General features: G+C 69.9%; 14 protein-coding genes. 12 read left to right on the top strand and 2 right to left on the bottom strand.

Going from position 1 to position 26133, the window contains the following annotated elements; genetic code table 11:
- The first annotated feature begins 102 nt into the window (after positions 1-102).
- The 9 genes from G6O54_RS18255 to G6O54_RS18295 all read left to right on the top strand — a co-directional run bounded on the left by G6O54_RS18255 (position 103) and on the right by G6O54_RS18295 (position 18087).
- Positions 103-8625, top strand: coding sequence for an SdrD B-like domain-containing protein (locus G6O54_RS18255; protein ID WP_165227096.1), 8523 nt, complete (start codon positions 103-105; stop codon positions 8623-8625).
- 408 nt (positions 8626-9033) lie between these two features.
- Positions 9034-10533, top strand: coding sequence for a prolyl oligopeptidase family serine peptidase (locus tag G6O54_RS18260; protein ID WP_205678894.1), 1500 nt, complete (start codon positions 9034-9036; stop codon positions 10531-10533).
- Between the two features lie 152 nt (positions 10534-10685).
- Entirely contained in the window at positions 10686-11834 is a 1149-nt protein-coding gene (rlmN, locus tag G6O54_RS18265; protein ID WP_165227097.1) for a dual-specificity RNA methyltransferase RlmN, read from the top strand.
- A gap of 123 nt (positions 11835-11957) precedes the next feature.
- Positions 11958-12539, top strand: a complete 582-nt coding sequence (locus tag G6O54_RS18270) for an RNA polymerase sigma factor (protein ID WP_165227128.1) — start codon at positions 11958-11960, stop codon at positions 12537-12539.
- A 27-nt stretch (positions 12540-12566) separates the two neighbouring features.
- Positions 12567-13361 (top strand): ComF family protein, encoded by a 795-nt coding sequence (locus tag G6O54_RS18275; RefSeq protein WP_250846960.1) that lies wholly within the window; start codon positions 12567-12569, stop codon positions 13359-13361.
- A 144-nt stretch (positions 13362-13505) separates the two neighbouring features.
- Positions 13506-14579, top strand: coding sequence for an AAA family ATPase (locus tag G6O54_RS18280; protein ID WP_165227098.1), 1074 nt, complete (start codon positions 13506-13508; stop codon positions 14577-14579).
- A gap of 216 nt (positions 14580-14795) precedes the next feature.
- Positions 14796-15194 (top strand): DUF3226 domain-containing protein, encoded by a 399-nt coding sequence (locus tag G6O54_RS38870; protein ID WP_369432146.1) that lies wholly within the window; start codon positions 14796-14798, stop codon positions 15192-15194.
- A 29-nt stretch (positions 15195-15223) separates the two neighbouring features.
- Positions 15224-16159, top strand: a complete 936-nt coding sequence (gene hemC, locus G6O54_RS18290) for a hydroxymethylbilane synthase (RefSeq protein ID WP_165227100.1) — start codon at positions 15224-15226, stop codon at positions 16157-16159.
- Positions 16160-16317: 158 nt separating this feature from the next.
- Positions 16318-18087 carry a hypothetical protein gene (locus G6O54_RS18295; RefSeq protein WP_165227101.1) on the top strand — a complete coding sequence of 590 codons (1770 nt, stop codon included), beginning with the start codon at positions 16318-16320 and terminating at the stop codon, positions 18085-18087.
- 17 nt (positions 18088-18104) lie between these two features.
- Here G6O54_RS18295 and G6O54_RS18300 read toward each other — a convergent pair whose 3' ends face one another.
- Entirely contained in the window at positions 18105-19097 is a 993-nt protein-coding gene (locus tag G6O54_RS18300; protein WP_165227102.1) for a YihY/virulence factor BrkB family protein, read from the bottom strand.
- A gap of 508 nt (positions 19098-19605) precedes the next feature.
- On the opposite strand from G6O54_RS18300, the gene G6O54_RS18305 reads away from it, so the two are divergent.
- Positions 19606-21012, top strand: coding sequence for an MSCRAMM family adhesin (locus G6O54_RS18305; protein ID WP_165227103.1), 1407 nt, complete (start codon positions 19606-19608; stop codon positions 21010-21012).
- 212 nt (positions 21013-21224) lie between these two features.
- Here G6O54_RS18305 and G6O54_RS18310 read toward each other — a convergent pair whose 3' ends face one another.
- Positions 21225-22391 (bottom strand): hypothetical protein, encoded by a 1167-nt coding sequence (locus tag G6O54_RS18310; RefSeq protein WP_165227104.1) that lies wholly within the window; start codon positions 22389-22391, stop codon positions 21225-21227.
- A gap of 211 nt (positions 22392-22602) precedes the next feature.
- Here G6O54_RS18310 and G6O54_RS18315 point away from each other — a divergent pair, with 211 nt between their 5' ends.
- Both G6O54_RS18315 and G6O54_RS18320 read left to right on the top strand, forming a co-directional pair.
- A complete protein-coding gene (locus G6O54_RS18315; protein ID WP_165227105.1) occupies positions 22603-24654 on the top strand; it encodes a PDZ domain-containing protein in 2052 nt (683 codons plus the stop codon).
- Positions 24655-24672: 18 nt separating this feature from the next.
- Entirely contained in the window at positions 24673-26133 is a 1461-nt protein-coding gene (locus G6O54_RS18320) for a serpin family protein (RefSeq protein WP_165227106.1), read from the top strand.

The raw sequence follows: 26133 nt of genomic DNA on the forward strand, positions 1-26133 counted from the left end.
GGTTTGGGGAAACCATGTCGCACCCCGCATGGATGCCTCCGTGCCGGGCTGCGCGCTCCATGACGAGCGCCCGCCGTTTCCTCACCGCCAGGATGCACCGCGATGATCCATCCCCGCCGCACTCCCCGAAGCGTCCGGAAATCGAACCGTCGCGCGATCCCGATGGCCGATCAGGCCCGGCTCGAGCCGCGGATGATGCCCGCGGTGATCACCCCGTTCGCCGTCCGGTTCTCGACGAATGCCAACGGCGACATCGTCTTCGCGGCGAACACGCTGATGACGGCGCCGGGGAATGGCTCGGCCTCGGTCAACGCGCGGAACGGGACGGGGTCCTCGGTCAACAACAACGACTTCTCCCAGGTGTTCGTGGACGTCGACTCCGACGGATCGACGTTCAACTCCAGCACGGCCAACCTCTCGCTGCCGGCCGGCGGCTCGGTCCTCTTCGCGGGGCTCTACTGGGGGGCTGAATCGTCCTCGTCGAGCCGCAGCAAGGTCCTGTTCAAGGCCCCTGGAGCCTCCGGGTACTCGACGGTGACCGGCACGGTGATCGGCTCGACCTCGGACGGGGATTACCAGGGGTTCGCCGACGTCACCGCCACCGTCCGCGCCGCCGGGTCCGGGACGTATGGGGTGGCCAACGTCCAGGCGACCACGGGGAGCGACCAGGAGGCCGGTTGGTCGCTCGTGGTCGTCTACGGCGACCCCTCGGCCACGCCGCGCAACCTCACCGTCTTCGACGGGTTCGCCGTCGTCGACTCGAGGACTCCCAACGTCACCATCCCGATCAGCGGCTTCAAGGCGCCCCTCACCGGCACCGTCAACGCGAGCCTCGGGTTCGTCAGCTACGAGGGGGACCTTGGTTTCACGGGCGACGCCGTCAAGTTCAACGGCACGACCCTTTCGGACGCCCAGAACCCGGCCGACAACTTCTTCAACAGCACCATCAGCAACCGCGGCACCCTGGTGACGGCAAAGAACCCCAACTACGTCAACCAGATGGGGATGGACGCCGACATCATCACCAAGTCCGGCCTTATCGCCAACGGTGCAACCTCGGCGTCGATCGCCTTGACCACCGGCGGCGAGACGTACTATCCGGGCGTCGTCACCACGGCCATCGACCTGTACGCTCCCATCATCAACGTGGCCAAGTCGGTCGTGGACCTGAACGGCGGCGGCGTGGAACCGGGCGACGTCCTCGAGTACACCGACACCATCAGCCTCACCGCGGGCGAGGCCGCGACCCAGTTCGTCTACACCAATCCAATCCCCTCGAACACGACCTTCCAGGCGGGCTCGCTCTCGATCGGCGGTACGTCCAAGACCGACGCCACCGGGGACGACCAGGCGGACTACCAGGCCGCGCTCAGCCAGATCGTCTACCGCCTGGGGACCGGGGCGACTTCGTCGGCCGGCGGCACGCTTGCGGTCGGGCAGTCGGTGACGGTCAAGTACCGGGTCGTCGTCAACGGCACCGCCCTGAACGGCGACGTGGTGGATTCCCAGGGCTCGGCCTCATTCGTCGGCCAGTCCACCGGGGCCAGCCTCACGGCCACCAGCAATGACGTCCAGAAAGTCGTCGCTCGCGAGGAAGACCTCGCGCTGACGCAGACCGTGGACGATCCCAACCCCCAGGTCGGCCAGACGATCCAGATCAGGCTTTCGATCGTCAACTCGGAGGACGTCTTCGTCTCCGGAATCACGGTCAACGACCTGCTGCCGGCCGGCCTGACCTACGTCTCCTCGAGCCCCGCGGCGGGGACGACGTACGATCCGACGACCGGCGTCTGGAACGTCGGCGGCGTGGATGGCCTTTCGCCGGTGACCCTGACCATCTACGCGAAGGTCGTCGGGACTTCCGCCCTGACGAACACGGCCTCGATCACCGCCTCCGGCGCCCCCGACTCCGACACCGCGAACAACACCGCCGCCGTGACGATCACGCCGCAGGTGGCCGACCTGTCGCTGGCGAAATCGGTGACCGTCGCGAAGCCGAACGTCGGCGACACGGTCACGTTCACGACGACCGTGACGAACCTCGGGCCGACGGCGGCCGCGAACGTGACCATCCAGGACGCCCTGCCGGCCGGCTTCACCTTCGTGAACGCCTCCGGCGGTTCTTACGACGCGGGGACGTGGAGCCTCTCCTCGGTCCCTGTCGGGACGACCACGCTGACGATCAAGGCCGTGGTGGCCAGCCCGTCGGCCTCGACCATGACGGCGAAGGTCCTGTCCAGCTCGACATACGACCCGACGTCGTCGAACAACACCGCGACGGTCTCGGTCACGCCGCAGCAGGTGGACGTCGCGATCACCAAGGCGGTCAACATCGCGCGGCCGAACGTCGGCGGGACGGTCGTGCTGACGACCCGGGTCAGGAACCTCGGGCCCGACGCGGCGTCCGGGATCGTCGTCCTCTCGCCGGTCGGCGCGGGGCTGTCGATCGCCGCCGTCTCCGCGCCTGCGGGGACCGCATACAACCAGGCGACGGGCCTCTGGACGGTCGGCTCGCTGGCCGCCTCCGGCGAGCTCGTCCTGGCCATCACGGCGACGGTCTCGTCGCCCGACCTGATCACCAGCTCGGCCTCGCTCTCGTACGTGGACCAGTACGACACCGCATCGGCCGACGACACGTCGTCCGTCACGGTCACGCCGCAGTCGGCCGACCTCGCGCCGACGATCGCCATCAGCTCCTCCTCGCCGGTGGCCGGGCAGGACGTGACCCTGACCGTCCAGGTCACGAACACGGGCCCTGACGCCGCCACCAACGTCAGGATCGCGGAGGCCCTGCCGGCCAGCTTCCAGTACGTCTCTTCCTCGGCCGACGCCGGGACGTACAGCTCGGCGACCAACGTTTGGAGCCTCGCCTCGATCCCCTCCGGCCAGACGCGGACGCTGACGATCGTCGCCAAGGTCCTATTCGCCGGGTCGGCGACGAGCGTGGCCTCGGTCTCGGCCTCGGACCAGTACGACCCGAATGCAGGGAACAACTCCGCGTCCGTCACCAGCTCCGCCATCCAGGTGGACCTCGCCCTCGCCTCGGCCTTCTCGGACGCCAATCCGAAGGTGGGCGACACGATCCGCTACGTCGTCACGCTGACCTCGCCGGGGACCGCGGACGCGGCCGGCGTGCAGGTCTCTGCGCCCCTGCCGGCGGGCCTGACGTTCGTCTCCGCCGCCGCCGGCGCGGGGACGTACGACTCGGGGTCGGGCGTCTGGACGGTCGGCTCCGTCGCCCACGGGTCGTCCACCGTCCTGACCATCCAGGCCAGGGTCGGCTCCGCCGCGACCACGAAGACGACGGCCACGGCCTCGCTCTCTCCGGCCCCGTCCGGCGACGCGGTCGCCGCCAATGATACCGCATCGGCCTCGCTCACCGCCCAGTCCGCCGACCTTGCCCTGGCGGGCACGGTGGACGACGCGACGCCGAAGATGCAGACCACGATGACGTTCACCCTGACGGTGACGAACCGAGGGCCCGGCGACGCCACCAACATCGTCGTCCAGCATCAGCCGATCCCGAGCGGGCTCACCTTCGTGGGCATCAGCGGCGACGGCACCTACGTCCCGGGGACCGACACATGGAGCCTGGGCTCGACCGTCCTGAAGCCGGGCCAGTCGGCGACCCTGAGGATCCAGGCAAACCCGACCGACGCCGACCCGCACACCATCTCCGCGAGCATCGTCTCCTCGGACCAGTTCGACGGCGACGACTCCAACAACACGGCCTCGGTGCCGTTCGAGGCCCAGGAGGCGGAGCTCTCCGTCTCCACGGATGTGGACGACCCGGCGCCGAAGCCGGGCGAGACGGTGACCATCACCGTCGTCGTGAACAACGCCGGCCCGGACGCCGCCACCAACGTCCGCGTCCAGACGGCGCTCCCGGCGGGGCTCAGTTTCGTCTCGGCGAGCGGCCCGGGGACCTACCGGACGGCCGACGGCGTCTGGGCCGTCGGCGGCCTTCCGGCCGGCGCTACCGGGACCGCGACGCTGACGATCAAGGCCGTCGCCACCGGCCCGACGGCCGGCGACTTCACCGGGTCCTTCCTGACGCAGGAGCAGTACGACTCGAACCCGGCCGACGACTCCGCCTCGATCTTGATCGCCCCGTTGTCGGCCGCCCTCTCCGTCGCAACCTCCGTGGACTTCGATCGCCCGAACGTCGGCGACCTGATCACGACCTCGGTCACCGTGACCAATGCCGGGCCGGACGCGGCCGGCAACCTCGTCGTCCACGTCGCCATACCGGCCGGGACGACGCTCGACACCCCGAACATCCCCGGGGGGACGACGTATGACCCGGTCGACGGCACGTGGACCATCCCCGGCCTCGCGTCCGGAGGGTCGGCCACCCTGGCGATGAAGCTCCTCGTCGTGGACCCGATCGTCAAGCCGTTCGCCGCGGCGATCCAGGCCGTGGACGCGTTCAACACGGACCCCGCCCACGCGACGTCCTCCGTCTCGATCACCCCGCAGCAGGCCGACCTCTCCCTCGCCGCCACGGCCGACGTGACCCGTCCGAATGCGAACCAGGTCGTCACGTTCACATTCACGCTCAACGACCTCGGCCCCGACCCGGCGACGAATGTCTCGGTCTCGATCCCGATCCCCGCCGGCTACACGTTCAGCTCCTCGTCCGCGACCGCGGGCTCGTACGACTCGGAGAGCGGCGTCTGGACCGTCGGTATGGTCGATCCGGGAACCCCCGTCGTCCTGACCCTCCAGGCGGCCGTGACCGCGTCCAGCGTCCCGCCGATGGTCGCGACGATCGCCGGGGCCGACCAGTTCGACGCCAGTCCCGCCAACAACTCGGCCAGCGTCTTCATCAAGCCGAAGACGGTCGACCTGGTCGTCGGCAAGGTCGTTGGCAACCCGACTCCGAACGTCGGGGACACCGTCACCTACACGATCGTCGTCAAGAACGGCGGCAACGACGACGCGACCGGCGTGAGCGTCGCGGATCTCCTCCCCACCGGGATGAACTATGTCTCCTCCGCGGGCGACGGCAACTACGACATCGCGACCGGAATCTGGAGTCTCGGATCCATCGCCAAGGGGGGCGAGGCGACGCTGAATGTCCTCGTGACCGTCGACACCGGATTCTCGACGGTTAACACCGCGAGCGTCGCCACGGTCGATCAGTTCGACCTCCACTCCGCGAACGACGGAGCGACGACGACGGTTGATCCCCAGCAGGCCGACCTCCTGCTCACGGCCGTGGTGGACGACCCGAGCCCCCTGCTCGGCCAGGTCGTCACATTCACGGTCGACCTCAAGAACCTGGGCAAGGATGACGCCAGCGGCGTCGCCGTGACGGTCACGCTCCCCGCGGGCCTCGCGTTCGACTCGGCCGATGCCCCGGCCGGCACCTCGTTCGACCCGGCGACCGGCATCTGGACGATTGGAGCCATCGAGGTCGGAGAGACGACGACGCTGACCCTCACGGCAACGGTCATCTCGACGGACGTCTCCACGCTCTCCGCCGCGGTCACCGCCGACGACCAGTTCGACCCGAACGTCAACGACGACTCGGCCACGGCGACCGTCCACGCGCAGACGGCCGACCTCGGCCTGAAGTTCACGATCGACGATTCGCGACCCGCGAGAGACCAGGTCGTCACCGCCCGGCTCGACCTGAGGAACGCCGGCCCGGACGACGCCACCGGCACGACCGTCGCGTTGCCCATCCCCGCCGGCTTCGAGGTCGTCTCCTCCGATCCCGCGGCGGGCACTTATGATCAGGCCACCGGGACCTGGACGGTGGGCACCCTGGCCGCGGGGAGCACGACCCGGCTCACATTGAAGCTGAAGACGATCGCCGGCGACCCGATCACGCTCAATGCCCAGGCGGCCTCCGACCAGGTCGACCCGGCCCCGGACGACGACAACATCGCGGCCATCGTCACGCCGCTGCTGGCCGATCTCTCCGTCGCGATGGCCGTCGACATCGACCGGCCGAACTCCGGCCAGGTCGTCGCGTTCACGGTCACCCTCACCAACGCCGGCCCGGACGACGCGACGAACGCGGCCGTGCAGGCCCTCCTGCCCGCCGGCCTGGCCTACGTCGGCTCGCAGGCGACTCGCGGGTCGTACGACCCGAACACCGGCGGCTGGACGCTCCCCGACGCCCCGGACGGCTCGACGAGCGTCCTCACGATCTGGGCCCGCGTGACGTCCCCCTCGCCCGCGACCCTCACCGCGACGGTCCTCCGCTCCGATGCCTTCCACCCCGGCGAGGGGACCCTGCTCGCCTCCGCGACCGAGACGCCCCGCTCGGCCAATGTCCAGGTCACCACGTCCGTGGACGACCCCCATCCGAACGTCGGCGACCTCGTCACGGCGACCGTGACCGTCTCCAACCTCGGCCCCGACGGGGCCACCGGCGTGACCGTGGACAGCATCATGCCCTCGGGCGTCGTCCCCATCGGCTATACGACCGAGCAGGGGGAGTTCGTCCCGCTCACCGGCCGATGGTCCGTCGGCGAGATCCCGGCCGGCGCGTCCGTGACCCTCACCTATCAGTTCCGGATCACCGGCCCGGACGCAATCGCCGTGACGACCTCCGTGGAGTCGCTCGACCAGTTCGCCGCCGCGGCCTCGCCCCCCGCGACGGCCGAGGTCACGGCACAGGCGGCGGACGTCGGCCTGACGATCACGCCAGGCGCCTCGAAGCTGAACGTCGGCGACGTCGTGACGTTCTCGATCGTGGCCACCAACGTCGGGCCCGATGCGGCGACCTCGCTGCGGATCTCCACCGTGCTGGGCGCGGGCCTCTCGTACGAGCCGATCGATGCTCCCATCGGCACCACCTTCGACCCGACCACCGGCGACTGGATCATCCCCAGCCTGGCCGCCAATTCGTCCATCACCCTCCAGCTCCGTGCCGTGGCGACCGCGCCGGGCACCCTGACCGCGACCGCGGCGGTCGCGGGGATGGACCAGTTCGATCCGACCACCGGCGACCAGAGCGTGCAGGCCTCGGTCCAGACGAAGCAGGTCAACCTGTCCCTCGCCCAGGAGGTGGACGACGCCGCGCCGAAGGCCGGGGCGATCGTCACGTCCACGGTCACGGCAAGCAACGCCGGCCCGGACGACGCCACCAACGTCGTGATCCACCAGCCCCTGCCGGACGGCATGGAATGGGTCTCCAACGGGGCCGACGGCGCGACCTACGACCCGACCACCGGCGACTGGACCATCCCCGTCATCCCGGCCGGCGAGAGCGTCGTCCTCACGCTCCGGGCCCGGGTGACCGCCCCCGGAGAGAAGTCGCTGACGGCCGAGCTGGGCTCGGTCGCCGAAGAGGACCCCGACACCGTCTCGCCCGCCGTCTCGACCGTCACCCCTCAAGGCGTGAACGTCTCCGTCACGACCGTCGTGGACAGCAGCCGGCCCGACTCCGGCCAGCTCGTCGAGATCACGATCACCGCGACCAACATGGGCCCGGACACGGCGACCGGCGTGACCGTCGCCACGTCGCTGCCGGCCGGCCTGGCGTTCGCCTCCGCCGACGCGGCCGGGGGGACATACGACGCGACGATCGGCACCTGGACGCCTGCGCCGATAGCGGCCGAAGGCTCTCAGGTACTCCACCTGTGGGCCCGCGCGATCGCCGCCGGGACCGAGATCGCCTCGGCGCACCTGGCCTCGGTGGACCAGTTCGACGCGACCACGAACGATGATTCGTCGTCCGTCACCCTCGCCCCGCATCAGGTCGATCTCTCGATCCGCCTGGAGGGCCTGCCGGTCGAGGTCAACATCGGCGGCCGGAATGCTCTGCGAGTCGTCGTCTCCAACGCCGGGCCCGACGACGCCACCGGCGTGGGACTGCCGGTGACGATCCCCGCCGGATTCCACCTCGTCGCCCACACCGACGGCGCAGGCTCGTTCGACCCGAGGACCGGCATCTGGACCGTCGGCGACCTCCCCTCGGGCGGCTCGGTCGTGCTGACGCTGAGCCTCGAGGCGATCTCCTCCGGCACGCTCCAGGTCGCCGCCGGCCCCGCGACATCGAGCCAGTTCGGCTCCGGAGAGGCCATCGCATCCGCCAGCACGGTCTCGAATGAGTCCGGGCCGACGACCCCAACGAATCCGACGAATCCGACCACGCCAACCAACCCGACGACGACGATGGGCAGCCTTGCGGGCGTGGTCTACCTGGACCGCAATCGCAACGGCGTCTACGATTCGGGCAAGGACCTGGGAGTGGCCACGATCAAGGTGATCCTGGTCGGGTCGGACGCCCAGGGCCATGCCGTCCGGATCACGACGACCACGGCGGCCGACGGCTCGTTCGTCTTCCCGGACCTCCAGCCTGGGACCTATTCCGTCGTCGAGCAGGCCCCCTCGCGCTACTTCCGGTCGACCCGCGCGGCGGTCGGCACGCTCGGCGGTACGGCCGTCGGCGGCGTGCAGGTCGCCCAGGTGACCGTCTCCGCCGGCTCCTCGGGGACCGGCTACAACTTCGCCACCCTGCCGCTTCCCGGCTGCCGGATGAACGGCCTGGTCCGCACCGCCCATCCCAACACCTACCCCCGCGGCCCGATCCTTGCCAGGTTCTTCCCCGTCGCCCCCGCGACGCGGAAGGCACAGATCCATCGGGCGGCCACCCATCGGGGTTGAGTCCGCCTGGAAAGGGCCCGCACCGCGCAACGTCGCTGCTTCTCGTTGAAAACACGAGGGCTCAAGATGGATTCCCGGGGGGTGGCACCGTCCTGAAGGTCCAGGTGTCGAGATCGGAGGAACTTGACAATCGGCATGGAGCTGAGGGGGGTGGCCGTGGTGGAAGCGCAGCGACACCATGGCGAGGCAAGCTGTGGCGCCGGACGGACTTTGCGCCCGGGCCACGGCGGTCCCGTGGTGTTCCACCACGGCCACCCGAAGGCTCTGCACGGCTGCAAAGAGTCTCCGGCGCTGCCATCGCGATTCGAGATGGTGCCCCCCCCCCTGGAATCCATCTTGAGCCAACACGAGAATCATGGAATCGGCCAGCCCCTTGCCGGCAATATGGTCATCAAAGGGAGGCTGACCATGGGAAGGCAATCGGTACTGGCGGCGGGACCGCTCGACGTCCTGGGGCCGATCGGGCCGCTCTTCCGAGAGGGATCGACGGACGTGCTCTCGGACGAGGAGCTGCTCGATCACTTCCTCCGCGATCGTTCCGCGGGGCCGTGGTTGTTCGGCGTCTGCCGGCGGATCGCCGTACGGGCTCGCGCGGACGACCTGCGGCGGAAGGCTCGCGAGCGGAGGGCGCCGAGGTGCGATCCGACACACGCGAAAGGATCGCCGCGCCTGCCGAAGACTCCTGGCGGGAGGCCTGGCCCGAGCTGTATGAGGAGCTCGATCGCGGTCGAAGGGGGACGTCCGATGACGCGCCGGATGATCGTGGCCATCGCCGTGGCCCTGTTCTCGATCTTCGCAGCAACCTCGCGTGGCGAGGGCCGAGGGGCGGCCCCCGACGACGTGCCGGAGGTGCTCGTGTCGGCTTTCGTCCCGCCTGCCCTGTTCCGGGATGACCTGGGGCCGTACCGATCGCCGCTGCTTCGGAACGACGGGAAACTCGTCCGCGACGCGGGCGACTGGCGGAGGCGACGGGAGGAGATCCTGGCGACCTGGCACGGGTTCATGGGGGCCTGGCCGCTGCTGATCGAGCGGCCCCGGGTCGAGGTCCTGGGGGTGGAGCGCCGGGATCGATTCGAGCAACGCCGGGTGAGGGTCGAGGTGGCCCGGTCGCGCACGATGGATGGCTACCTGCTCGTGCCCGATCGCGAGGGCAAGGGCAAGGGCGAGGGGAAATGCCCGGCCGTGCTCGTCGTCTACTACGAGCCGGAGACCGCCATCGGCCGGGGCAAGGCGGGCCGCGACTTCGCCGTTCATCTGGCCGGGCGGGGGTTCGTCGTTCTGTCGCTGGGCATCCCCCCCGACCAGATCACCCCCGGCCAGGGGGGTTATCCGGAGATCCAGCCGCTCTCCTACCTCGCCTATGTGGCGGCCAACGCTTACGAAGCGCTGGCCGGGATGCCGGACGTGGATGCGGACCGTGTCGGCGTGATGGGCCATTCCTACGGCGGTAAGTGGGCGATGTTCGCCTCCTGCCTCTACGAGAAGTTCGCCTGCGGGGTCTGGTCCGACCCCGGCATCATCTTCGATGAGTCCCGTCCGAACGTCAATTACTGGGAGCCCTGGTATCTGGGCTGGGAGCCCGGCCGGACGCGCCCGCGAGGCGTCCTCACCCCGGAGAGCCCCCGCATGGGCGCCTACAAGAAGCTCGTCGAGGCGGGCCACGACCTGCACGAACTGCACGCGCTGATGGCGCCCAGGCCCTTCCTCGTCTCCGGCGGCTCGGAAGACCCGCCCGAGCGGTGGCGGGCGCTGAACCATGCCGCCGCCGTCGACCGGCTCGTGGGCCGAGATCACGGCGTCGCGATGACCAATCGCCCCGGACACGACCCGACCGAGGAGTCGAACGAGCAGATCTATCGGTTCCTTGAATACGTCCTGAAGCCTGCCGGTAGGGCTCGGGAACGGTAGGCGAGGAGGCGTTCGACCGGGGATCGGGCCATCAACGAGGTTCGAGCCGTCCTTTCCTCGCCGTCAGCTTCTCCTTAGAATGCTCCCAGAGCCGGACGGGGGGGGACCTCGATCGGCGACCGCGCAGGCCGGCCGTGGGGATCTTCGGGACGATGCTGCCGATTCACGACGCAACCCCTGAAGAGAGAAGAACATCGACCATCGCCCGGCGTCCCCTCCTCGATGCCTCCGCGGAGGACCTGCGGACCTGGGTCGAGGCCCGTGGCCACAAGGCGTTCCGGGCCCGGCAGGTGAGGCAGTGGGTGATCGACCGGCGGGCGGAGTCGTTCGAGGGGATGACGGACGTCCCCCTGGCGCTCCGGCGGCAGCTCGACGAGGAATGGGTCGTCTTCGGGACGAAGGTCGCGTTCCACGGCGTCTCGCCCGACGGCACGGACAAGCTGCTGCTGGAATGCGCCGACGGCAAGCGGATCGAGTGCGTCCTGATGGCGGAGGACCGCCGCCACACGATCTGCATCAGCACCCAGGTCGGCTGCGGCATGGGCTGCGTCTTCTGCGCCAGCGGGCTGAAGGGCGTGGAGCGGAACCTGTCGAAGGGGGAGATCCTCGAGCAGGTGATCCGGCTCCGCAACCTGCTGCCGGCCGGGGAGTCGCTCACGAACATCGTGGTCATGGGGATGGGCGAGAGCCTGGCGAACCTGGACAACCTGATCGCCGCGCTCGACGTGGTCTGCTCGCCCGAGGGCCTGGGCATGGGCCAGCGGCGGGTGACCATCTCCACGGTCGGCCTCCCCGCCAAGATCCGCGAGCTCGCCGCGCTCGACCGGCAGTATCACCTGGCGGTCTCGCTCCACGCGCCGACGGAGGCCCTCCGCAACGAGCTCGTCCCGGTGAACGAGAAGATCGGCCTCACCGCCGTCCTGGAGGCGGCCGACGACTACTTCCGGGCCACCGGCCGGCAGGTGACCTACGAGTACGTCCTGCTCCACGGCCTGAACGACCGGCCCGGCGACGCCGAGGCGCTCGGCTCCCGCCTCAAGGGCCGCAAGGCGCACGTCAACCTGATCCCCTATAATCCCGTGGCCGGCCTCCCCTTCGAGCGGCCGACGCCGGAGGCGATCCGGCGGTTCGTGGAGATCGTCCGGGGGCGAGGGATCAGCGTCACCGTGCGGAAGACCAAGGGCCGGGCCATCGACGCCGCCTGCGGCCAGCTCCGCCGCCGGCTGGACGAGTCCGTCTCCGCCGTGCCGATTTCGGCGGCGACGGCGGATGTTCCCGGGACCGCGATTGGGATAGAGTGATGAGGCAGGTCGCGGCCTTTCGGGGTGGCCGCCGGTGACGAGTGGGGAAATGCCTGAGTGAGCCACGGCGAGCTCGATGTCCTGGGGCGGCAACTGGAGGCGAGGGACCCCGACGTCCGCCTGATGCTCCAGGTGCGCGACGGCGTCCCCGGAGCCTTCGAACAACTGGTCCAGCGCTACCAGGACCGGCTGGTCGGCATCCTCTTCCACCTGATCGGCAGCCGCGAGGAGGCGGAGGACCTCAGCCAGGAGGTCATGCTGCGGATCTACAAGGCCCGCAAGGGCTATCGCCCCCGCGCCCGGTTCTCCACCTGGCTCTTCACGATCGCCAACAACCTGGCGCTCAACCACCTCCGCTCCAAGGGCAGGCACCCGTCGATCTCCATGAGCGGCGGCAGCACGAGCTCGCAGACCGCCGCCCCCTCCCCCGGCCAGATCCCCTCGAAGGACATCACCGCGTCGGCCCAGTTGCGGAAGATCGAACTCTCGGAGATCGTCCGCGATGCGCTCGCGGTCCTCGGCGAGGACCAGCGAATGGCGGTCCTGCTGAACAAGTTCGAGGACATGAGCTACGCCGAGATCGGCGGCGTCATGAACCGCTCGCCCGCGGCCGTCAAGTCGCTCCTGGCCCGGGCCCGGAATGAGCTCCGCGAGAAGCTGGAGCCCTACCTCTCGGCCGGGGAACGGCCACCGATGCCGGATTGATCCGCGGAAGAAAGGGAAGGTCGGGGCGTGAACGTGGGGGCGATTCTCCGGGGTCATGCGGTGATCTCGCGGGCGATCGTCCGTGGTTGGTATGCGTGCGGTCGGGCCGCGGGCGACCTGCTCTTCCCGTGGTACTGTGCCGTCTGCGGGTCCGACCATTCGGCCCGGGGGCCGTTCTGCGAGACCTGCCGAGCCAGGCTGCTCGGCCCCGGCTCCTTCGCGGCCGGGTCCACCTGCCCGCGGTGTGCGCTGCCGATCGGCCCGCATTCGCTCGTCGAGGGGGGATGCTCGCAATGCCGCGGGGACGCCCTCGGCTTCGACGCCGCGATCGCGCTGGGGCCCTACCAGGGTGACCTCCGCGAGGTCTGCCTCAAGCTCAAGCACGAGCCGAATGCGTGGATCGCGCCGGGGCTGAGCGCCCTGCTGGCGACGGCCCGCGCCCTGGAGCTCGCCGCGTTGCCCCGCGATACCTGGGTCGTCCCCGTGCCGCTGCACTGGTCGCGTCGGATCGGCCGCGGCTACAACCAGGCGGAGGAGCTGGCCCGGGGACTCGCCCGCGCGGCGGGCCTCCCGCTCCTTCGTCCGATCCGGCGGACGCGGGCGACGGGCAAGCTCGCCGGGATGAAGAAGGCCGATCGCTTCCTCGCCGTGAAGGACGCCTTCCGGGCCCGCCACGTGCCCGACCCTCGCCTGAAAGGCCGGACCGTCCTCCTGGTCGATGACATCCTCACCACCGGGGCCACCACCGGAGCCGCCGCCCGGGCCCTCAAGAAAGCGGGAGCAAAGCGAGTCGTCGTCGCGGTCGTGGCGCGGGACCTGTGACGCGACACTGCGATTCGATGACGGCCGCACCTCCGGGCCAGGCGCCCGACGGGGCGCGGCTTGCGACTGGGACTGAAGGCTGGGATCGTTTACCCTTGCTGGGGGATCTCTCAAACTCTCGGGCGTCATCACCTCGGGCAATCCATGCTTACCAAGCTATCCATCGAGCGGTTCCGAGGGCTGCGAAAGCTCGAGATTGAATCGCTCGATCGAATCAATTTGTTCCTCGGCAGGAACAACGTGGGAAAGAGTGCGATCCTCGAGGCCCTCTTCCTCCTGGCAGGCCCGACGAATCCGGAGTTGCCGCTCCGGCTCAGTGCCTTGCGAGGAATCGAGCAGATCCGCTTTGATCCTGACGAGATGTGGGGCTGGCTCTTCTACGAGAGGAAGATTGACAGCTCCATCATTCTCAAGAACATCGTCGACGGTAGCAAACGTTGCCAGTTGACGATCTCCTTGAAAGAGAGGTCGGGGATCTCCGGCCAGGCGGAGAAGAAGAGGCCCGTATTCGGCGGCCAGGTGGCGTTCTCGGCCACGAGCGCGAGCCTGGGCCCGGCGGAACTGACGCTCGCCTACCAGGAAGGAAGTCAAAAACCTGCCGTCAGCCGGGCCTTCTTCAAGGAGGACGGCATCGGGTTCGAGCGGGCGAAAGGGTACACATTCCCGAATAGCGTCTTCTTGATCGCGAGGGGCGGTTACGCGCCGGAAAACTCCGAGCGATTCAGCCGCCTGGCTGAGGTCGACGATGAAGACTCTGTGATTGAGCCTCTGAAGGTCCTTGAACCAAGGCTGAAACGACTGGCGGTGCTGGTCACGGCCGGAGGCCCGATGATCCACGGCGATATCGGAATTGGAAGGATGGTGCCCGTACCCCTGATGGGCGAAGGTATCGGTCGGCTCATCACCATCCTGCTCGCCATCAGCTTCTGCGAGGGCGGCCTCGTCCTCGTCGATGAGATCGAATCGGGGTTCCATTATTCGGTGATGCCGCGCGTCTGGTCCGCCATCGCGAAGGCCGCCCGGGATAATGACGTGCAGATCTTCGCGACGACGCACAGTTTCGAGTGCCTGCGTGCCGGCCACGAGGCAATGGCTGACTCCGGTGCCGCGGATTTTGGTATCCATCGACTCGATCGCATCGACGGCGAAGTCGAGGCGGTTCAATTCGATGATGACATGATCCAGACAGCCCTCTCGGCCGGTTTGGAGTTGCGGTGATGATCGTGCCAAGGCCGCGAGAGGCCGTCACGCCTCGGGACGTCGAGCGCGAGAGACTACTGCTCGTCGAAGGCGAGACGCCCGCTCATTTCTTCGAGGCTTTCCTGGGACACCTCTCGAGGGCGAACGAGGTCGAGGTGCGGAGTTACGGCGGCATCACGCAGTTGGCGACCTACCTGAAAAACGATCGCCGCCACGGCCGCGTTCCGCGAGCGGGTGACGTCCCTGGGGATTGCTCGCGACGCCGAGGACGATCCGGTCGCTGCCCGCCAATCTATGGAGGCCGCGATCAAGTCGGCTGCGTTGCCCGGGAAAGTTGCGGTTCAAGTTGCGGTGATCCCGGATGGCTCCAGGCCGGGTATGATTGAGACCCTTCTTGTTCAGTCTGTCTCTGGAAGCGAGGAATTCCGATGCGTGGAGCGTTTCTTCGAATGCGCCACGGCCGCCGGGGTGCTGCTTCCTGAAGGGCCAATCATCGCCAAGCATCAAGTACAGGTCTTCCTCGCGACCCGGCGGAAGGCCCAGATGATGCCTGGAATCGCGGCCTATGATGGGGTCTGGCCGTTCGACGACCCGCTGTTTGATGCCGTCAGCGACTTCCTGAAAAAGCTCTAGGGCTCGACGACCAATTCGGAATTCCAAGTATGATTACGACACCACTCCGCATCGGCACCCGAGGCAGCCGGCTGGCCCGCTGGCAGGCGGAGTGGGTGACTAACGCCCTCCGCGCGCATCATCCCGGGCTCTCGGTGGAGATCATCGAGATCCGGACCCTCGGCGATCGCGACCGGAACTCGCCGCTGGCGGCGATCGGCGGCACGGGCGTGTTCACCAAGGAGATCCAGCGGGCGGTGCTCGACGGCTCCGTGGACGTCGCCGTGCACAGCCTCAAGGACCTGCCGACGCTCGGCCCGGCGGAGCTGACGCTGGCCGCCGTGCCCCCGCGCGAGGAGGTCGCCGACGCGCTGATCGCCCCGGCCCACCGCACGCTCGAGGGTCTCCCCGCCGGGGCCCGGGTCGGCACCGGGTCGCTCCGCAGGCGGGCCCAGTTGCTGCACCTTCGGCCGGACCTGGAGGTGGTCACGATCCGGGGCAACGTCGAGACGCGGCTCCGCCAGGCACTCGACGGGGCGCTCGACGCCGTCGTCCTCGCCTGGGCCGGCCTGCACCGCCTGGGGCTGCACGGGCACGTCACCGACCGCCTGGCGCCGCCGCGGTTCCTGCCGGCGGTCGGCCAGGGCGCCCTCGGGATCGAATGCCGCGCGGACGACGAACGGACGCGATCGCGGCTGGCCGGCCTCGATCACCCGCCCAGCCACCGCGCCGTCGTCGCCGAACGGGCGGCCCTCGCGGAGCTGGAAGGGGGATGCCTGATCCCCATGGCCGCCTGGGCGCGGGATGCCGACGGCGGCCTCGCCCTCGATGCCTCGGTCCTGGACGCCGACGGGCGCCGGGCCGTCCACGCGGCCGATGCCGGCCCGATCGACGACCCGCGCGGCCTGGGACTCCGCGTCGCCTCGTTGCTGCGCGCCCAGGGTGCCGAGGAGCTGCTGCGGGGGACGCCTCGCCCCCCCTCGTGAGCGGCCCCCGGGCCATCCGCGAAAATCTCCGCCCCGCCCCTTGTGACATCTGTCATAGAGTGCTACGCTCCTTGTGTCGGGCCGCGGCAGACATCATCCTCACGTCGCTCCACGATCCGCCGCGGCCCCTCGACCTTCACATCTCGGAGGCATGGACCATGGCGACCGGGCTCGCGGGGGAGGATCGCGCCGGCGTGGCGGCGATCGGCGTCCATTCGCGGACGCTGCTCCAGTGGCTGAGCTGCAACAACCCGTTCTACGTCCTGAGCGCGCTGCTCGTCTGCCTGGGGCTGTGGGTCTCCTTCGGCGGCTCGTCGGAGGCCTCCCAGGCCTGGGCGCTGATGGGGGGGCTGGCCGGGTATACGCTCCTCCTGGCCGTCACGGCCTGCCTGCTGGTGCGCTGGCTGGGCGTCTGGGACGACGTCCGGACGGTGATGCTGCTGACCGTCCTGATGTTCCTGGCCACGTCGGTGACGTTCGACGAGGTCCTCGTCGAGGCCCCCGCGCGAGGCATCTCCTGCTACCTGGGGGGGCTGGCCTTCGCCGCGATCGTCAGCGAGGGGATGCTCCGGGGCACGCGGCTGCCCCTCGCCCGGGCGTTCCGGATCCCCTACTACCTGATCCTCGCACTCTTTTATCTGTATCCCCTTGCGCTAATGCCCCTGCTGGACGGCCCCCGCGGCGAGGCGCTGTCGTGGGCCCTCTTCGGCTTCTCGCCGGCCGCCGGCCTGGTCGCCCTGACGCTCATCCCGGCGATCCGCCGCGGCCGCGATCACGGCCGGCCGAAGGGCTCCGGCTGCCCGTGGCGGTGGGCCTGGTACCCGTGGACGCTCTTCGGCGTGCTCGGGTTCGCGGTGCTGGCGCGCATCCCCCTGCTCTGCTGGTCGATGGACCATCCCGAGAGCGCCGCGGCGGAGCCGTTCATCTTCGCGCCTTACTTCCTGATCCCGTTCCTCCTCGCCGTGGCCATCCTCCTCCTGGAGATCGGCCTGGTGGAGCGCAAGGGCGACGTGCTCGCCATCGCGCTGGCCGTCCCGGTCGCGCTGGCCGTGCTCGCCGCGGTCGGGCATCGGGATGAGCCGGTCTACCGCCTCTTCCTGTCCCAGTTCTCGAGTCGGTCGGGCGGGACGCCGTTCTTCCTGACGCTCGCGGCGTCGGCCATCTTCTATGCCTACGCGTGGACGCGCCGCGTGGCGGGCTCGCGGCAACTGCTCTGGGCGACGATCCTGTGCCTGGTCTTCGTCGGCCCGGAGACGCCGGATCCGTCGCGGCTCACCATGCCGCAACCCGTGCCGCTCTCGCTGGCCGGCGGGATGCTGTTCGCGGCGGGGATCCTGGGGCGAGGGCCGGCGCGGCTCTTCTCCGGCGCCTCCGCCATGGCGGTCGCCTGGCTGATCGACGTCCCGCCCGGCGAGTCGGTCTCGGGCCTACGCCTCCTGGTCGTCTATCACGCCCTGACCTTCGGCATCCTGGCCGCGGGCGGGGCCTACCGCGAGGACCTGGGCCGGTGGCTCCGCACCGCGGGCACGGCACTGGCCCTGATGGCCTGCCTGATCGCCGCGTGCTCCCTCGCCGCGGGATTCCGCCCGGATGTCCGGCCCGTCTGGATGTCCTGGACCTACCTCCCGACCATGGGCGCCTTCCTGCTGGTCTACGGCAAGAGCCTGGGCCACGGGCCCTCGACGCGGGGTGGTCAGGTCGTGCTCACCTGCTGCGGGCTCGCCGCCGCCTGGCGCGGGTATGCCCCGCTCCGCGGCCGCGTGAAGGGCCTCGACTACCTCCTCCTGGGGATGACCTTCTTCGCCCTCGCCTGGCTGATGAGCCTGGCGAAGGGCGGCGTCATCACGCTGCCCTGGCATCGCGGCGAGCCCGCGGGGATGGGCCGGCATCCGGCCGCGGAGGTGGCCGGGGAGGATGGTCCGGGATGAACTGCCCGGCGAGGGCGTCACACCTTGGGCAACGCCATCGATTCGTGCCGCTGGCCGTACGGCTTGCCGAGGGGCGAGGCGTCCTCGATGACCTTGTTGAACTCGGCCGTCGCGAGGAGGACGACCGACGTGATCCAGAGCCAGCTCGTGAGGACCACCACGCCCGCGAGCGATCCGTAGGTCGCGCTGTAGTTGCCCCAGGTCTGGACGTAGAATCGGAAGGCGAAGCTCACGGCCATGAGGATCAGCGTCCCGGCCAGGCTGCCGGGCGTGATCCACTCCCATCGCTGGTCGGCGTCGGGGCCGAAGTACATCGCCAGCGCGAAGCTCAGGAGGACGAGCAGGAAGACGATCAATCCCTGGACGATCGACGCGAGCCACGCGGCCCCCGGCTGCAGCCACATCAGCTTGAGGATCTGCGGCCAGGCGAGCGTCGTGATGAAGGCGACGATCAGGATCGCCGCCTGGCTGAGGGTCATCAGCATCGCCGTGACGCGGACCTTCCAGAACGGCCGGGTCTCCTGCACGCCCATGATCCGGTTCATGGCGTCCATCACCGCGACGAACAGGCTGGAAGCCAGCCAGATCAGCGCCGCCACGCCGAACGAGATGAGCCCGGTCTTGGGCCGGTCCTGGATGGTCTTCAGCTCGCGATCCACGATCGACGCGGCATCCGCCGGCAGCAGGTTCTGGAGTACCTTGAAGACCTCGGCGGATTGAGAGGTCGCATGCTCGACGCCCGCGCCCGCCCCCGGGACCACCAGCGAGATCGTCCGCGCGATCAGCGGGAAGAAGTTGGCCGTCAGCGTGATCACCAGCGCGAGGAACGGCACCAGTGCCGCGATCGCGTAGAAGCTGACCGCCGCGGCGCGGGTGAGGATCTCATGCTCGGACATCTTGTTCCAGGTCCGGATGATCGCGTCGCGCAGGCTCAGGCCCCCCAGATGGATCGCCGAGAGGAGCCGCCGCCTCGACTTCGGACCGATCACAGGCGATGGCGTCGACATCATGACCTACCGTCTACATCCTCGGTAAAGGGCACGCCCGCTCCGTCCCCCCGAAGGTCGCGTAGAGGTTGCAAACGCGATGCCAGCAACGGGATAGAACATCTGATCAGTTTCGGTCCTGACGCCGCGGCGATTGGCGAAAACTCTCCCGGCTATCCCTGCCCTGTCGCTCCTGACGGGAGGGTGCGGCGCCGCGGTCATCGGCCGTTTCGAGGGCCGGTTCTCGACGCGAGTTCGCGGGTCGGGCCGGCCGATAGAGCAGGCGGGGGGAGCAAGGGCGACCGAAAGGGAGCCGCGACCCTCCGGCGGCGCGTCCGAAATGGTCGCACGCCCTTCCTCCGGGCGACGAACAGGACCAAGGGCGATCGCGCGGATCGGATCGGGATGGTCGGGGCGACCCGGCCTCTCGTCCCCGCAAGCAGCCCTCCAGAACGGCGCACAGGACGGTCCTCCTTTGAGCACGACCTCGAGCACATCAGGCACTCGGCCTCGATCGACGGCGGGACGTCCCGTGTCGCCCGGCGAGCCCGGCGCGGCCCTCGACGCGAAGGCGTCCGGGGACCGGCCGGAACTCGGCCGGACGCTGGGAATCGTCGCCCTGGCGATCCTCATGGGGCTGACGAGCTGGGTGGTCGCGTCGGTGTCCACCTGGATGGTCCCGGCCTACGTGACCGCGATGGTCCTGATCTTCGCCATCCCCCGGGCGCCTCGCCGGGACGGGAATCAGGGGGAAGCCCCCGAGGCAAGGGGAGACGAAGCGGAGCCGCCGGCCGATCTCGGCCGGCCCGTCGATGTCGCGGAACGCCCGCGGAGGGGCCGCAAGGCCTCGTCGCGGTCGCGGACCAGGGCATCGTCGGAGGGGATGGCCCCGGGCGAAGGCACGGAGGACGGCAACGCCGGCCTCCGGGTTGACGACCCCGAGGCGGCCCTCGACCCCGCGACCGATCCCGCCGAGCCGACCGCGGCCAGGCCCCGGCGAACCCGGGGCCGGGCCAGGCGGACGGCCCGACCAGGAGTCGAGCCGGTGCTCGCGCCGGCCCCGGCGACCTGGATCCAGGTCGCGCCCGGCAAGTTCGTCCGTGCCGACCTGGAGGAGCCCCGCCCGGAGGACGCCGACCCCGGCGCCCCCGCGGGAGCCTCCGACGTCACGTCCGAGGTCGAGCCTGCCTCGCCGATGTCGGCGGATGCCCTCGCGGCTCCCGCCGAGGCACCGGAGCCAGGGTCGAGCTTGGAGCCTCCGCCGCAACGACCACCGTCCGCTTCGCCCGATCTGCCCGAGGAGCCCGACCCGAGCGACGAACCTGAGGCCGACGACGGTCCTTTCGGGGATCTCGACCCGGCCGAAGGCCCAGAGATGGACGTGGAACCCGACGCCGAGGAGTACGGTATCGCACCCTCTGCACTCGGCGACGACCCGCAGACAACTCCGCCGCCCGAGGACGAAACGGCCCTCACCGCCTACCACGAGGACGACGAAGGCAGCCCCTGGCCACCGCCCGGGGAATCCGACGTGGACCTCGACGCGGACGAGTGGGATCGGGATGAGAGGTTCGACGAGTACGCGACTGAGGACGCGGCCCTGGCCATGGATGCGATCGCGGGCCAGGGCCGCGGCGATGACGAATGCGATCGCGCCAGCACGGCAGATGGGGCCGACGTCCCCGACGGGACAGGTCTCGATCGGCGACGGAACCGGCGCACGCCGGCCTCCCGAACCGGATCGCCCGTGTCGTCCAGGGCGTCGCTCGCCACCGCCGTCCGCCTGCGGAACATTCGCCCCGGCTCGCCCGCCCGGCCGCGCGTCCTCAAGGCGTCCCCGCCGCAACGCGGCCCTCGGACCCCTTCCCGACGCAACGCCGGCCGGCGGCCCGGCTTCTTCCGGCACCTCCTCCCGCGGTCACCGCCCCTTCGCGCGTGAATCCCACCCCGCCGCGGGAGCCATCCGTGCCCCCCACGTTCCGATCGTCCGCCCGATCTCGCGGCGGACCGACCCGGCCGGACCTGAGCGTCCGGCCGGGTCGTTTTCTCCCCGTCCCCGATCGTCGCCGACTTCTCCCTCGCGCACTTCGTCACCCTCGCGTGCTCAGCGGAGTCGAAGATCGCCCGGAACCTGGTCCCCGTTCGGTCCGGCTACTTCGCCGGCAAATCGGCCGGCTCGGATGGACGGTCGTAGCGGACGGTGATGGCGGCCTTCGGCTTGCCGATCTGGAAGTTGACCGGGGTGAAGGACTGATCGGTCCTCGCGCCGAGCGCAGTCCCGAGCTCGCCGCGGCCGGTGTCTTGTTCCTCGCCGGTGGGCGGGGGCTGGCTGCTCGGCCAGGCGGCGGCGAAGGTGGCGGTGATCATCCCGATCCGGGCGGAGGACGTCGGGACTTCCTTGGCCGCCGCGGCCTCGGCGGCGCGCGAGACCAGGAACTCGCTGGAGCCGCCGGGCCCCCCGTTTCGATACCAGCCGATGATATCGCCGCGGCTCTTCGGGCCGAGTACGAGGCGGTTCGATCGATCGGACGTCGCGTCGCTGAAGGCGAAGATGCTCAGGCCGTCGATCGCCAGGTCCACGCCGGCCGCCGAGTCGGAGTCGTTGATGAGGCGGATCGCGTAGACCTCGCCCGGGCGGAAGCCCACGAATGCCTGATCCTCATTCAACTCGACCGCGCGCGGGCGGTAGTCCTTCGCGGCGGCCTTGACCAGGACCTCGATCGCATACGGGCTGCCGGGCCCCGCGGAGATCCGGGTCCGGGCGACCTGCGAGCCCGGGTCGGACTCGATCCGCGTGGTCGGATCCTTGAGCGCCTTCTCGACCTTCTCGCTCTGCTCGCGGCGGGTGCCGGAGATGTCGCCGGTGCCTCCCGCCAGCCGGACGATCGTGGCCGCGTCGACGACGTTGATGAACACGTCGGTGAGCGTACGTCCGGCCACGCGGTCGGTGAGCTTCAGGTCGATCCGCAGCGACCTGAGCTTGCTGGCCGGCTCCTCGGAGAGGCGATAGCGGCCCTCGATCGCCAGGCGGGCCTTGCGGCTGACCTTCAGGCCGAGCTTGCCGAAGGCATCGATCATGGCGTTGGCGATCGCCGGCCCGCCGCTGGCGACCAGGGTAGGGTCGGCCGTCACGTCGCCGACGGTCACCGAGGTCTCGTGCTCGTCCTCGAAGATGGGTCGCAGGCCGTCGAGCATCTTCTCCAGCTTCGAGCTGAGCTCGTCGGCTCGCAGGCTGGGCGGCGTTGCGGCTATGGGCCACCAGGCCGCGAGCAGGGCCAGGGCGAGAGTCGGGACGGACATGGCGGAGGGCCGCTTCATCTCTGCACCTCGAAGGATGTGGCAATCGACATGAGTACGCGGAGGTCGGCCGCCCCGGCCCGCCTGTGGTCGGATTGCAACACGGACTCCCCTTCCCCTCACTCAATTAACAGGATCCGAGGATTTTTTGCGAGCATGCAGTTCCTTTTCGGTAGGATATGGCCGACTCAATGGTGACGACCTCATGACTCCAAGATGAGGACCCGGTCCCGTGCGAACCGGAATCCGGACCGGCCCACTGGCGGCCATGTGTCTCGCCCTCTGCGTCGGCCTCGCCGCCCCGGCGTTCGCCCAGAGGATCCACCTGGTGGTCGCCGCGGATACCCTGGACCCCAAGATCGGCAAGAATGTCCAGGTCGACTCCAGCTCAGTCGTCGGCTCATTCATGGAGAACGTGCCGGAGGATGCGAGGATCCTGTCGGTCACGACCCTGGTCGGCGCCAACTGCACCCCGGACGGCATCCGAGGGGCCATCGACCGGCTCCCGGTTGGGGCCGAGGATGCGCTGGTCGTCTTCTACCAGGGCCACGGTGCGTACGACCCGATGATCGGCCACTACCTGAAATTCCCCAGGCTCGGCGACGCCGTGCTGGCGCGCTCCGACCTGGTGGCCCGGATCAAGGGCCGGGGCGGCCGGCTCGGTGTGATCGCGACGGACTGCTGCAACAAGCTGAGCATCTTGCCACGGAAGGCCGCCCCCTCGGCCCCGATGGCCGCAGCTCCGGGAGAACGGCCCCGGTTGAGCCCACTCTTCGCGGCACTCTTCCTGAATTCGGCCGGGTTCGTCGACCTGACTTCCTCGAAGCAAGGCGAGGAATCGATCAGCTATCCGACGACCCGGGATCAGAACGGATTCGAGATGTCCCGCGGAGGGTTGTTCACGACGGCCCTGGTGGGCTACCTGGGCAGGAATCGCGGGCAGCCGCTGACATGGGAGCAGGTCGCGGAGGGGGTCGGCAAGGACGTGCAGGCGGCCTTCCGTCGACTCAAGCCCGACGGCCTGGACAACCCGGACGAGCCCGAGAAGCCCCAGATGACCCAGACCGTGACGGCATCTCTGGTCGTCCGGATGGTCCGCGCCCTCGACGTCCCCCCTGCACCGCCTCAACCGGACTTCGAGCCGATCGAGGCGATCGGCGCGGGGTGGTCACTCGGCGTCGTCGGCTATGAGAACGGGGGCCACGGGCTCTTCGTCTACGCCAGCGAGCCGGGAGGCCCCGCCGCGCGACTGGGCTTGGAACAGGGCGACGTGATCCTGGCCGTCAACGACAATACCATCCGGACCGTGCGAGGCTACCAGCAGACCCTTCTGAAATCCGAGGGGGCCGTGCGGCTCACCTTCCGGGACGTGCGGACCGGGCAGGAACGCACCTCGGACGTGACCCTGGACGGCGACGGCTTCCGGATCCTCCCGTTCCAGCCGAGGCCGGGCGCGGCGACGACGTTCGGCGTCACCGCGACCCCCATCGCCGGCGGCGTCCGCGTCGACTCGGCCGTCCCGGGCAGCCCTTCCGCGCTCCTCGGGCTGGAGCCCGGCGACGTGATCACGTCGATCAACGGTGGCGCGATCGGCACCGCGGAGCAGCTCCACGCGGCCATCTCCTCCTCGCCCGACGAGATGACGTTTGAAATCATCAACACGCGGACCGGAAAGCCCCAGGCGATGGTCGTCTCGCTGGCCCGGCCCGTCGAGGAGCGCATCGGCCCGGGGCCCGTCGGCATCCGGAACGTCACGTTCGGCGTCCATGGCGGCGAGATCGGAGGAGTGGACGGGATCACCGTCTACGCGACGAGGCCCGGCAGCCCAGCGGCCCGGATCGGCTTCGAGCGGGGCGACGTCCTGCTGGCAATCGACGGCCGGGCGCTGCACTCGGCCGTCGATTACGGAGCGGCCCTCGCCGGCGCGGGCAACCGGATCGCCGTGACGTTCCGCGACGTGCGGACGGGCCAGGTGCGGACGACCGCCGTCGACCTGGAGGTCGGACGATGGCCGCCTCCGCCGGTCGGGAACCGCTCCGTATTCGGCGTCTCCGCGACCCCCACGCCCAATGGCCTGACCGTCGTGGCGGTGGTGCCCAACAGCGCGGCCCACTATTCCGGCATCGATCCGGGCGACGTCCTGGTCTCCGTCAACGGCCTGCCCGTCCGGACCCGCGAGGACCTCGGGAAGGCGCTGGCGATCTCAACCGATGAGATGATCTACTCGGTGCGCAACGTCAGGACGGGTCGGGAGCAGGGCATGGTCACGCGGCTCGACCGCTGAGGGTGGGAGAGAGAGGCGATGCGACGTGGTCCATGCTATTTGCCAGCCCTCGTCCTGGCTCTGGGCTCGCTCCCGCCGGCTTCGACCGGGGCAGCGGCCGCGGCCCCCGCTCCGGGACCGGGGACGCTCCCCGAGGCGGTGCGTCGGGCGGTCGAGCGTCAGAACCAGTTCGCGCGGACGCTGCTCCGGGCAGCCTCGGACGCGTCGCCCCGCGAGAACGGGGCCGTCGCGCCCCTCGCCGTCGCGGAGGTCCTGGACCTGCTCCGCGAGGCGGCCGCCGCCGCCACGGCAGAAGAGCTGACCGCCGCGCTGGGCCCGCCGGGGGCCCGTGCCCCGCTCCGCGACGTGGACCCGTCCCGGCCGATCGTTCGGCCCAGGCTGTCCGCGACGCTGGCCAACAACGACGGCTATGGCGTGAAGGTGATCGGCCTGCCGGACGACTCTCCGGAGGCCCGCGCCGGCCTCCGGGCCGGCGACCTGATCCTGGGATTCCAGGGGCGGCCGGTGCGGTCCCGCGCACGGCTGGATGAAGCGGCCGGGAAGGCCGAACCGGGCCTCCCCGTCGCGATCCAGGTCTATTCCTACGAGCCCGGGACGATCCGGGACCTGAAGGTCATCCTCGCGAACGAGACCGACTCGATGCCCGGCCTGTCGGCGATGAGGGCCCTCTGGGTCCAGTCCGGCTCGCCGCTCCCGCAGGCCTTTCGTGCCTCCGCCCGGGAGGCCCACGGCCTCCCGCTCCGAGAGGTCGATTTCAGGGAACGGACCGACGACGCGCGCCAGGCAATTGACGCCTGGCTTTCCCAGGGGGCGAGAATCGCGGCCGTCGATCCTCCCGACATCTCCGCGGACACCCGGCTCCTGTTCGTCGATCGCCTCGCCCTGCACGCGGCCTGGCAGCGTCCCTTCCCCGCCGCGAGTCCCGGCGAGTTCCGCACGATCGACGGGGCGAAGGTCGCCGCTCTGCTGATGCGGCAGGAAGGGCTTTTCCCCCTGGTGGAGCGTGAACGATACCGAATGCTGGACCTCCCCCTCCACGACGGTCGGTACTCGTTCGCGATCGTCCTGCCGGACGCCCCGGACGGACCACTCCCGGAGGCCACGGAGCTGGCCACGGCGATCGCGGCGTCGCGGGCGACGCTCGTGGACGTGGTCCTGCCGCGGTTCACGCTCGAGGCATCCCGGAGGCTGGACGCCGACCTCGCCGCGATGGGGGTCAGGCGCGCATTCTCCGACGACGCCGAGTTCCCCGGCCTCGGCCCCGGGGGGCCGTGGAAGCTCGGGGCGATCCGCCAGGCGATCCGGCTCGACGTCGAGGAAGCCGGCGTCAAGGCCGAGGCCGTCACCACCGCGGCGGGGGTGACGATCCGCGGCGACCGGCCCGAGCCGAAGGCCTTCCACGCCGATCGCCCGTTCTACTTCCTGGTCGTCGATCGTCCGACCGGGCTCATCCTGCTGGCGGGGAGGAAGGTCCGCTGA

Source organism: Aquisphaera insulae (assembly GCF_011064615.1).
Taxonomy (GTDB): Bacteria; Planctomycetota; Planctomycetia; order Isosphaerales; family Isosphaeraceae; genus Aquisphaera; species Aquisphaera insulae.